The following is a 9,985-nucleotide window of genomic DNA, read 5'->3' as shown; positions in this document are numbered from 1 at the left end:
CGGCCCGAGGTGTAGATCAGGTAGGCGGTGTCGTCCGGGTCCCGGTCGGGCGGCACCAGCGCCGCGTAGGCGGCGGCGGACAGGTCCTCGCAGGTGGCGAAGCGGTCCGCCGGGTTCTTCGCCATGCCGCGGGCGATGACGGCGTCGAACGCGGCCGGAATGCTCGGCCGCGCCGCGCTGGGCCGCGGGATGTCCCGGTGCAGGTGGCCACCCAGCACGCTGAGGTGGTCGCCGGTGTACGGCGCCGAACCGGTCAAGCACTCGTAGAGCACGCAGGTCAGGGCGTAGATGTCGGCCCGCGGCGTCAGGGCGCCGTTGCGGAACCGCTCCGGCGCCATGTATTTGGTGGTGCCCACGGTGCTGCCGCTTTGCGTCAATTGCTCGTCGGAGGCGGCGCTGGCGATGCCGAAGTCCACCAGGTAGGCGAAATCCGCCGCGCTCACCAAGATGTTCTCCGGCTTGACGTCGCGGTGCAGCACCCCGGTGGCGTGGGCGGCGTCGAGCGCCGCCCCGACCTGGCGCACGATCGCCACCGCCCGCGGCGGCGCGAGCGGCCCGTAGGTCTTGAGCAGCCGCGCCAGGTCGGTGCCGTCGATCAGGCGCATGTCGACGTAAAGTTGGCCGTCGATCTCCCCGTAATCGTGGATGGGGACGACGTGCGGTTCCTGCAGCCGGCCCGCCGTGCGGGCTTCACGCTGCATCCGGGAGCGAAACACCGGATCGCCGGACAGCGCCGGGGACATCAGTTTCAGCGCGACGACGCGGTCGCGCACCGTGTCCTCCGCCTCATAGACGTCGCCCATGCCGCCGCGTCCGACCAGCCGCCGCAGCCGGTAGGGGCCGAGTTGCGACCCCACCCGCGAATCCGCCGACGCGTCACCCATCGAAGACTCCTCACCCGCCGACGCGTCACAAACCGGCGGCGGCGTGCACGACCAGGCTAAGGTTTGCCGGCCCGCGGGGCACGGCGATTAGGCAAAGCGGCCGACGCGACGGGGCGGGTCAGCGCAGGTCGTCGTCGCCGGTGGTGCGCTCGGTGAGCCCCTCGCGCGACAGCGCCCGCACGAACCCGTAGGCCTGCATGCCGGCCGTGCCGGGGTTCTCGTTAATCCAGTCGTTGATCCGGCTCAGGGCCCTGGCCAGGTCGTCGCGGCGGACGCGGACCAGGTAGGTCTTGCGGTCGTCGTCGGGATCGTCGAGGGAGTCGGCGACGGCGACGGGATTCTTGAAGGCGTAGGCGATGCCGTGCACGGCGTCGTTGTTCAGCGCCCAGCGAATTTCGCTGGGCCGCAGGCGATTCACCGCGAGGTTTCGGTAGTCGTTGTCGTTCGCGCTGCTCACCTGGCCGGTGGTCCTTCGCTGCTGCCCTAGAGATAGTGCATGAGGGTGGATGGGGTGAGGCCGTTCGCGCGGGTCGATTCTCGGTGCCGGCGAGGGCCTCTTTCATCATAAGAACCGGCGCCGCGGGCCGCATGCCGAGCGCGCCCGGGCCGCCTAGGCCGGCCCGCCGCTGAGGCGCCGGGCCGCGTAGCCGAGGGCGCCCAGCCCTAAGACCGCCAGCCCGGTCAGCACCGAGGGCAGCGGCATCGCGAATGCCAGCACTACGCAGCCGAGCAGCCCGATCGCCGGGACGGCGCGCGGTGGGCGGCCCTCGTCGCGCCCGAGCGTCAGCGCGGCGGCGTTGGTCACCGCGTAGTAGACCAGCACCGCGAACGAGGAGAAGCCGATGGCGCCGCGCAGGTCGGCGGTCGCGGCGGCCGCGGCCACCACCAGGCCGACCAACAGTTCCGCCCGGTGCGGCACCTGGTAGCGCGGGTGCACGGCGGCCAGCGCGTGGGGCAGGTGCCGGTCCCGGGCCATCGCCAGGGTGATCCGGGAGACGCCGAGGATGAGGGCGAGCAGCGACCCCAGCGCGGCGACCGCCGCCCCTACCCGCACGACGGGCACCAGCCACCCCGACGTCGTCGCGCGGGCCACCTCGGACAGCGGCGCGGCGGCCTGTCCGAGGCGCTGCGGGCCCAGCGCGGTCAGCGCCGCGGCCGCGACCAGTGCGTAGACCGCGAGCGCGATGCCCAGCGCCAGGGGGATGGCCCGCCGGATGGTGCGCCGCGGATCGCGCACCTCCTCGCCCAGGGTGGCGATGCGCGCGTAGCCGGCGAACGCGAAGAACAACAACCCGGCGGCTTGCGCGACACCACCGGCGGTGCCACCCGCCGGCCGCAGGTGTTCGGCGTCGCCGGCACGGGAGGTGAAGGCCGCGACGACGACCGCCGCCAGCACGGCCAGCACCAGAGCCACGATGACCCGCGTCAGCCACGCCGACTTGTGCACGCCCGCATAGTTCACCGCGGTGAGCGCCGCCACCGCCACCACCGCCACCGCGTGCGCGTGAGACGGCCAGGCGTACAGCCCGGCGGTCAGCGCCATCGCCGCGCAGGAGGCGGTCTTGCCGACGACGAAACCCCACCCCGCCAGGTAGCCCCAGAAGTCACCCAACCGCCGGCGCCCGTAGACGTAACTCCCACCGGAGGTGGGGTAGCGGGCGGCCAGTCGCGCCGACGAGGTGCCGTTGCAATAGGCCACGATCGCCGCCAGGGCCAACCCCAGCAGCAGCCAGGAGCCGGCGGCCCGGGCCGCGGGCCCCAGCGCGGCGAAGATCCCGGCGCCGATCATCGAGCCCAGCCCGATCACCACCGCGTCGAACAGCCCGAGGCTGCGCCGAAGCTCGCCGTCCGGCGCGGGGCTCATGCCGCCATTGAACAGCCGATCCGGGTGAAACGTCAACGCGCAGAAAGCGTCCCGAGCTGCGGCAGCACCTCGGCGGCGAACAGCTCGAGGTTGCCGGCCAGCGCGCCGACGGCGCTCGGGGCGCGCACGTAGACCCGCGAGATCCCCAACTCGGCGTAGGGCCCCAACTGGTCGACGACCTGCGCGGGCGAGCCGCACAGGACGGTGCCGTCGAAGGACTGCGAGCCGAAATGGACCGGGTCGAGCGCGGCCCGGGCCTGTTCGCGGGTGCGACCGACCCCGGCGAGCGCGCTCATCGAGAAGGCGATGTCACCCGGGTCGCGGCCGATGTCGCGGGCCGCCTGGCGGACCAGCTCGATCTGCGTCGCGACGTCGTCGCTTTTCAGTTCGCTCTTGCGCTGATCGCCCGGCGCCCGGCGCCTGCTGGTCTGCAGGTTGAATTCGTCGGCGAAGCGCGCGGCGAGCGCGGGCGTGCGCCGCTTGCCGATGCCACCGAGGATGATGGGCGGCCGCGGGGTTTGCCGCGGCTTGGGCAGCGCGGGCGAATCGCGCAGCTCGAAATGCCGCCCCGGGAACGAATACCGCTGCCCGACGGACGTTGCCCACAACCCGGTGATCAGTTCCAGCGCCTCGCCCAGCCGGTCGAAGCGTTCCCCCACCGGGGGGAACGGGATCCCGTAGGCCCGGTGTTCCGGCTCGAAATACCCGGCCCCCAGGCCGAATTCGACGCGTCCCTCACTCATCGCATCGACCTGGGCCACCACGATGGCCAGCGGCCCGGGATGCCGGAAGGTCACCGACGTCACCAGCGAGCCCAGCCGCAGGCGGGAGGTCTCGCGGGCCAGCCCGGCCAGCGTGGTCCACACGTCGGTCGGGCCCGGCAGCCCGGCACCGGCGAAGGGGGAGTAGTGGTCCGACAGAAAGAATCCGGCATAGCCGAACTGCTCGACCAAGCTCGCGGTGTCGCGCAGGTCCTGGTAGGTGGCGCCGTTGCTGGGGTCGGTGAAGATCCGGCACTGCATGGCCACTCCTTACCCGAACGGGTTGTTGTCCCGCACTCCGCGATACATGCCCCACCGCACGATGACGGGCATGACCACTCGTTGGACCGACCAGAGCGGGAATCGGAACGCGTGGCCGGTGGGCAGGAAAACCTCGAGCCCGTCGGGCTGTATACCCACTAGCGAGCCCCACCGCCGGGTGGGGGCCTTATAGGTCCGCAGCCGCCCGCCGCCGAACTCGGCCAGGACGTTGCGGGCCGCCAGGGCGTCACCGCGGTTGCGCGCGGAGCTGCGCAGCGGGTCGGTCGCGGCGACGTCACCGACCGCGAAGACGCCGCGGTGCCCGGGCACCCGCAGCTGCGGGGTGACCCGGACGAACCCGCGCTCGTCGAGCAGCTCCGGCGGCAGCCAACCGGTGTTGGGCCGCACCCGCCCGATCGCCCAGAGCACGGCCTCGGCGTGGGCGGGCGGTTGCCCGGTGGTCCAGCGGACCGGCCCGTCGGTGATCTCGTCGCCGGTGAAGTCCTCGGCCAGCTCGGCGCGGTGGCCGGGGTGAACGCCCACCCCGGCCGCGATCAGCCGATCGCGCAGCCGCTTCCAGATGCGCGGGTGGTGTTCGCCGAGGGCGGCCGCGCCGGGGAAGTACAGGTCGATCCGCTTGTGCGGCCAGGTGGTTGCGAGGTTGAGGGCGCTGCTGACGGCCGCGGCGCCGCCGCCCACCACGGTCACCGACGCGGCCGCGGCCAGCCGGTCGTGCGCGGCGCGCAGGCCCGCGCCGATGTCGGCGGCCGACTGCAGCGTCGGCTGGCGCCAGAAGCCGTTGCTGACGCCGGTGGCGATGACCAGCGCGTCGTACTGTTCGGCGATCGCCGACCCGTCGACCCGGCGCCCGTGGACGACCCGGGCCGCCAGGTCCACGCCGGTGAGCGAGGCCTGCACGGTCCGGACCGCGTCGAGGCGGCGGAACCGGTCGAACGGAACCCAGTAGTCCCGCGCCCAGTCGTCGGGGCGCGCGAGCCGCACCCCCAGTTCCTGGCCGCTCACCAGCGCCGGTTTGGCGGAGATCCCGACGACGTCGGCGGAGCGGGACAACCGGATCGCGGTCAGCAGGCCGGCGTCACCGAGCCCGGCGATCACCACGCGCCTACGGTTCATCGGGCCGCCCGGCGCGGCGGCCTGGGCACGAACCGCGAGACCCGGTCGAGCACGGCCTGGTATTCGGGCCGGCGGTCCAGGCTGCGCTGCTCCATCATCGGGATGCTTGCCCCCAGAAACATCGCCAGCATCGCCAGCGCGCCGGCGAACAACCACCAGGCGTCGCGCGGCGAGGCCGCCACACCGAACAGCGCCAGCGCGAACCAGAAACCGCACTCCCCGAAGTAGTTCGGGTGCCGCGACCAGCCCCACAGCCCCCGTTGCAGCGCCTCCCCGGGCTGCCGCGTCCGCGCGAAGCGGTGCAGCTGAGCGTCGGCGATCGCCTCCAGCGCCACCGCACCCAGGCCGAGCGCGAACGCCACGGCCGTCAGCCAGCCGACGTCGGCGCCGCGGTGCGTCACGCAGACATACACCGGCAGCATGCCCGCGAACACCTGCAGGGTGGGGATCAGGTGGATCGCCACCAGGTCCACCACGGACTCCCAGCGGCCCGCGCGTTCGCGGAACATCCCGTAGCGCCAGTCCTCGTGATGCAGGCCGGGGAAGCCCCGCACCCAATTGGCGGTCAGGCGCACCGCCCACACCAGGACCAGCGCGGCGACCAGCCAGCAGCGCAGGCGGGCCGTCCCCGACACACCCCACCAGTACAGGGTGAGCAGCGGCGGGACGACGCTCCAGTAGGCGTCGTAAAAGCTGGAGTTGCCGAAGGAGCGGCTGAACGCGAACACCACCAACGTGGCCAGCACGTCGGCGACCAGGGAATCCAGCCACAGCCGGCCCGTCGCCGGCCCCCACGCCAGCCAGGCGGCGGCGACCGCAACCGCGGCAACGTAGGCGACGGTGACCCACAGCAGCGAGCGGGACCGCGTCACGGTGGCGGTCACCGGCACCCCGCCGGGCCTGCCGTGGACCGGCGGCCTGCGCAAAGCCGTTCGACCACAACGCAACTCATGCGGGGGCCTCCTCGTCGAAACGCCCGGGCGGCCGCGACCAACGGCCGAGGTCGGCAAACTGTAACACGTTCTACCGGGCCGTCGGCCGGCTCCGTCGGCCCGGCGACCATGCCGTCGCGCCGCCGGGTCGCTATCCTGCCTGCGGACCAGCCGCTCGCTCAGGGGGCAGATCAGGTGACGCGCAGACGCGCCCGCGTGGTGACGGAGTCGCCGAGCCCGCCGCATCCCCGCGTCGGGGCCGCGGTGCGTGCCTTCGCCCGCGCCTGCGCGCCCCGCCCGGCGCGGGCGCGGCGAGCCGCTGCGGACTTCGAGCGACCGCTGTGGCCGGCGGTGGTCGCGGAGGTTCGCTGGGCGTTCACCCCGCCGCGAACCTGGTTGACGGGCGTGGTGGCCAACGTCGTGTTCGCCGCGGCCTGGTTGCTCGTGCAGCCGTTGACCGTCGGCCGCCACCACACCGACTGGGTGATCCTGGTGGGCACGTATTTCTCCTCCTGGGTGCTGGCCGACGTCACCACCACCAACCTGCTGGGCGCCGACCACTACCGCGTCCAACAGGCCCTGGCGAACGGCGTCCCCTTCCATCGCCTCCTCTTGGTGAAGAACCTGGCCCTGCTCGCCATCGTCGGGCTGCCGACCCTGGTGGCTGCCATGCTGCTGACGCTGTGGCTGTACACGCCTGCGCGGTTGGGCATCACCGTCCCCACGGTCGGGGTGCCCATCGTGTCCTGGCTCGGCGTTGGCAACCTCATCTCGGTGCTGCATCCGGTGAGCGTCGAGCCGCTGTTGCGCCGCTGGCGCCAACGCGCCGACCGGCGCCGCACCCGCAGCTGGTTGGCGGCGCTGACGCTGCCCTACGCCCTCTACTACGTGGCGGACCCGATGAACGGGGTGGAGCACAACGTCTTGTGGACGACGGTGCCGTCGCTGATCCGGCCGGTGTTCGGGCGCGACACCAAGAGCTTCGTGCACCTGGGCATCGCGGTCGCCGTCTGGTTCGCGGGCACCGGCGCCGCCCTGCTGTGGGTGCGCCGGCGCGGCTTACACGTGAAGTGATACCCGCCGGCGCCCGGCAGGAGTTAAATCGTGAGCTATGACGCCGCTGTCGGAGACCGACGAGATCCGGGAGATCGAGGCGCAGGCCGCCCCCGCACGGTTCGCGCGCGGCTGGCACTGCCTGGGCCTGATCCGCGACTTCGACGACGGCAGGCCGCACGCCGTCGACGCCTTCGGGCGCAAGCTCGTGGTCTTCGGCGGCGGGCCGCCCGGCGCGGGCGCCCTGCACGTGCTCGACGCCTACTGCCGGCACATGGGCGGTGACCTCTCCCAGGGCGAGGTCAAGGGCGAGGAGATCGCCTGCCCGTTCCACGACTGGCGCTGGGGCGGCGACGGCCGGTGCAAGCGGGTGCCCTACAGCAGGCGCGCGCCGAAACTGGCGCGCACCCAGGCGTGGACGACGCTGCAGCAGGACGGCTTGTTGTTCGTGTGGAACGATCCCGAAGGCAACCCGCCCCCGCCGGACATCACGATCCCGCGCATCGAGGGCGCCGACAGCGACGAGTGGACCGACTGGCACTGGTACACCACGGTGGTGCACAGCAACTGCCGCGAGATCATCGACAACGTCGTGGACATGGCGCACTTCTTCTACATCCACGGCGCGCTGCCCACCTACTTCAAGAACATCTTCTCCGGCCACGTCGCGACGCAGTACATGAACGGCGAGGGCCGCCCCGACCTCGGCGGCACCGAGGGCGCGCAGCTGCTCGGCAACACCTCCGTGGCGTCCTATTACGGCCCGTCGTTCATGATCGACGACCTGACCTACCACTACCGGCACGGCGACGCCAAGACGGTGCTCATCAACTGCCACTACCCGATCGATGCGAATTCGTTTGTGCTGCAATACGGGATCATCGTCAAGAAGTCGGAGTCGCTGCCCAGCGACGAGGCGATGCGCACGGCGGTCAAACTCGGCGAATACGTCAAGCTCGGTTTCGAGCAGGACGTGCAGATCTGGCGGCACAAGGCGCGCATCGACAACCCGTTGTTGGTCGAGGAGGACGGACCGGTCTATCAGCTGCGCCGGTGGTATCAACAGTTCTACGTCGACGTGGCCGACGTGGCACCGGACATGGTGGACCGTTTCGAGTTCGAGCTCGACACCACCCGGCCCTACCAGGCGTGGATGCGCGAGATCGAGGCCAACATGGCGGGCCGGACCCGCTGACCGAGATGCATTGTGCGCGAGGATAACCGGCTCGACGCGATGCCGATGACGCCGGTGACGTGCGGCACCTGCGCGGCGCGGGTGCTGGCCCGCAAGAGCAGCTGGAACCAGACCAGCGTGCAGTGGAACGCCGACGCGACGGACCGCTGCGCGGAGCTGGCCGACGCGGGGCGGATCGCGGCGCACATCGACAGGTTCGTGTTTCTCGCCTGCTCGGCGCTGGGCGCGTCGATCCGCGACGCGGTGTGCCGCGGGGAGCTGCCCGTCGTCGACCAGGTCGACGGCGCGCCGCACGACATTTCCGGCTAGAGCCGCATCGCCGCGGGCATCTCGCCCACCCACTGGTGGCCCCAGTAGCTGTCGGCGGTGATTTCCTCGGCGGTGTAGTAGGTTTCGTCGACCCGCATCCCGTCGGTGCCGAATTCGATGTCCCAGTCGCCCGGGGCGCGCACGTAGAACGAGACCATCTTGTCGTTGGTGTGCCGGCCCAGGGTGGACGACAGCTGGAAGCCCTCGGCGTTCACCCGGTCCAGTGCCTGGCCGACCGCGTCCAGGCTGTCGACCTCGACCATGATGTGCACCAGGCGCGGGTCCCGCTGATGCGCGGCCGGCACCAACGCCAGGCTGTGGTGCCGCTCGTTGATGCCCAGGAAGCGCACCCGCACCGGGCCGAACTCCTTGGGCAGCGGCACCCGGAACGCGCCCCGGGAACGGAATCCCAGCACCTCGGTGTAGAACTCGAACGCGCCGTTGAAATCCATCGCGGGCACCACCACGTGGCCCATGCCCTGGTCGCCGGTGACGAACCGCGCGCCGAACGGGGTCACCACCGGGCTGTGGTCGAGCACGGCGCCGTGGAACACCTCGAGCGTCGTGCCGGCCGGGTCTTCGAAGGTGATGACCTCCTCGACGCGGCGCGCCTCGGCGTCCTCCACCGACAGTTGCTTGACCGGCACCCCGGCCGCCTCGAGCGTCGCGATAACCCGTTGCAGCGCAGCGTGATCGCGGACTTCCCAGCCGATGGTCAGGACGCGGTCGGTCTCGCCCGGCACCACGATCAGCCGGGCGGCGCGTTCGTCCATCCGCAGGTACAGCGCCGACGGGTCGGGCCCCGTGCCCTCGGCGAAACCCAGCACGCCGAACGCGAAACGGCGCCAGCGCTCGATGTCGTTGGTGGAGATGGTGATGTAGCCCAGGCTTTTCAGGTCGGTCACGGCAAACTCCTAGATCAACGCACGCAGCGGGCCGTCGGGTGGGTCGATGCCCAGCGAACTGAGCGCCGACGCATGGTAGGTGGTGCCGGGCACGTGGATGGCGTGCAGCTGGCCGACATGCACGTCACGCCAATACCGTTGCAGCGGTTTGTCCATCCGCGCGGCGTTGCCGCCCGAGCGCGCGAAGATCTCGTCGACCGCGGACACCGCGCGCCACACCGCGCGCACCTGGGTGCGGCGGCCCGCCGCGCGGTCGGCGAAACAGACCTCTTTGCCGGCGGCGACCATGTCGTAGATCCGCTCGGCGTTGGTCAACAGCTCCTGGCGCGCCGCGTTGATGTCGGCGGCGGCCTCCCCGATGGCGTGCATGACATAGGGATCGTCCTTGATGGCCGTGCCGGTCGCGCCCACGCGCCCCCGCTGATAATCCAGGTGGGCGGCCAGGGCGCCCTCGGCGATGCCGATGGTGGCCGCCGAGATGCCCAACGGGAACATCGTCGACCACGGCATCAGGTAGAGCGGTTCGGTCATGCCCGCCTCGCGCTGCGCGGTGCCGTCCATCACCTTCGCCGCGTCCATGGTGCGGTAGCTCGGCACGAACGCGTCTTTGACGACAACGTCCTTGGAGCCGGTGCCGCGCAAGGACTATCAGATCGTCGAGGACTCGTGGAACGTGGTGGGGCTGCG

The 9,985-nt window shown here is 71.5% G+C and carries 10 protein-coding genes and 1 pseudogene; 3 read left to right on the top strand and 8 right to left on the bottom strand.

Annotated elements, in window-relative coordinates:
* From A5714_RS17955 to A5714_RS17930, 6 genes are all read right to left on the bottom strand, one after another.
* A partial coding sequence (locus tag A5714_RS17955; RefSeq protein ID WP_156747373.1) for a serine/threonine-protein kinase occupies window positions 1-884 on the bottom strand: 884 nt, incomplete at its 3' end.
* A gap of 118 nt (window positions 885-1,002) precedes the next feature.
* The gene (locus A5714_RS17950; protein WP_068287372.1) at window positions 1,003-1,302 is read right to left on the bottom strand and encodes a hypothetical protein; all 300 of its coding nucleotides are present in this window, start codon (window positions 1,300-1,302) and stop codon (window positions 1,003-1,005) included.
* Between the two features lie 192 nt (window positions 1,303-1,494).
* Window positions 1,495-2,748: an APC family permease gene (locus tag A5714_RS17945; RefSeq protein ID WP_068287356.1), complete on the bottom strand. Its 1,254-nt coding sequence runs from the start codon at window positions 2,746-2,748 to the stop codon at window positions 1,495-1,497.
* 32 nt (window positions 2,749-2,780) lie between these two features.
* Window positions 2,781-3,770, bottom strand: a complete 990-nt coding sequence (locus A5714_RS17940; protein ID WP_068287354.1) for an LLM class F420-dependent oxidoreductase — start codon at window positions 3,768-3,770, stop codon at window positions 2,781-2,783.
* Window positions 3,771-3,779: 9 nt separating this feature from the next.
* Entirely contained in the window at window positions 3,780-4,904 is a 1,125-nt protein-coding gene (locus tag A5714_RS17935; RefSeq protein ID WP_068287352.1) for an FAD-dependent oxidoreductase, read from the bottom strand.
* Window positions 4,901-5,788: a DUF1295 domain-containing protein gene (locus tag A5714_RS17930; RefSeq protein ID WP_231975922.1), complete on the bottom strand. Its 888-nt coding sequence runs from the start codon at window positions 5,786-5,788 to the stop codon at window positions 4,901-4,903. The genes A5714_RS17935 and A5714_RS17930 overlap by 4 nt, the downstream gene beginning before the upstream one ends.
* Before the next feature lie 267 nt (window positions 5,789-6,055).
* On the opposite strand from A5714_RS17930, the gene A5714_RS17925 reads away from it, so the two are divergent.
* From A5714_RS17925 to A5714_RS17915, 3 genes are read left to right on the top strand one after another with little or no spacing between them, the layout of a single operon-like run.
* A complete protein-coding gene (locus tag A5714_RS17925; RefSeq protein WP_068287364.1) occupies window positions 6,056-6,910 on the top strand; it encodes a hypothetical protein in 855 nt (284 codons plus the stop codon).
* Between the two features lie 37 nt (window positions 6,911-6,947).
* Window positions 6,948-8,084 carry a Rieske 2Fe-2S domain-containing protein gene (locus A5714_RS17920; protein WP_068075618.1) on the top strand — a complete coding sequence of 379 codons (1,137 nt, stop codon included), beginning with the start codon at window positions 6,948-6,950 and terminating at the stop codon, window positions 8,082-8,084.
* A gap of 39 nt (window positions 8,085-8,123) precedes the next feature.
* A complete protein-coding gene (locus A5714_RS17915; RefSeq protein WP_068287361.1) occupies window positions 8,124-8,393 on the top strand; it encodes a ferredoxin in 270 nt (89 codons plus the stop codon).
* Here A5714_RS17915 and bphC read toward each other — a convergent pair.
* Window positions 8,390-9,298: a biphenyl-2,3-diol 1,2-dioxygenase gene (bphC, locus tag A5714_RS17910; RefSeq protein WP_068287349.1), complete on the bottom strand. Its 909-nt coding sequence runs from the start codon at window positions 9,296-9,298 to the stop codon at window positions 8,390-8,392. The two genes, A5714_RS17915 and bphC, sit on opposite strands and share 4 nt — an antisense overlap.
* A gap of 9 nt (window positions 9,299-9,307) precedes the next feature.
* A pseudogene (locus A5714_RS17905) lies at window positions 9,308-9,940 on the bottom strand (acyl-CoA dehydrogenase family protein); the annotation flags it as partial.
* Between the last annotated feature and the right edge of the window lie 45 nt (window positions 9,941-9,985).

This window comes from Mycobacterium sp. E2462, from assembly GCF_001672685.1.
In the GTDB taxonomy this organism is placed as follows: domain Bacteria; phylum Actinomycetota; class Actinomycetes; order Mycobacteriales; family Mycobacteriaceae; genus Mycobacterium.
The sequence above is the reverse complement of the archived record's forward strand: the minus strand, read 5'-3'. Positions and strand labels throughout refer to the sequence as shown.

Coding starts and splice junctions, on each gene's coding strand:
- A5714_RS17920 (WP_068075618.1), top strand. CDS start 6,948: ATGACGCCGCTGTCGGAGACCGACGAGATCCGGGAGATCGAGGCGCAG.
- A5714_RS17915 (WP_068287361.1), top strand. CDS start 8,124: ATGCCGATGACGCCGGTGACGTGCGGCACCTGCGCGGCGCGGGTGCTG.
- A5714_RS17945 (WP_068287356.1), bottom strand. CDS start 2,748: ATGAGCCCCGCGCCGGACGGCGAGCTTCGGCGCAGCCTCGGGCTGTTC.
- A5714_RS17940 (WP_068287354.1), bottom strand. CDS start 3,770: ATGCAGTGCCGGATCTTCACCGACCCCAGCAACGGCGCCACCTACCAG.
- A5714_RS17935 (WP_068287352.1), bottom strand. CDS start 4,904: ATGAACCGTAGGCGCGTGGTGATCGCCGGGCTCGGTGACGCCGGCCTG.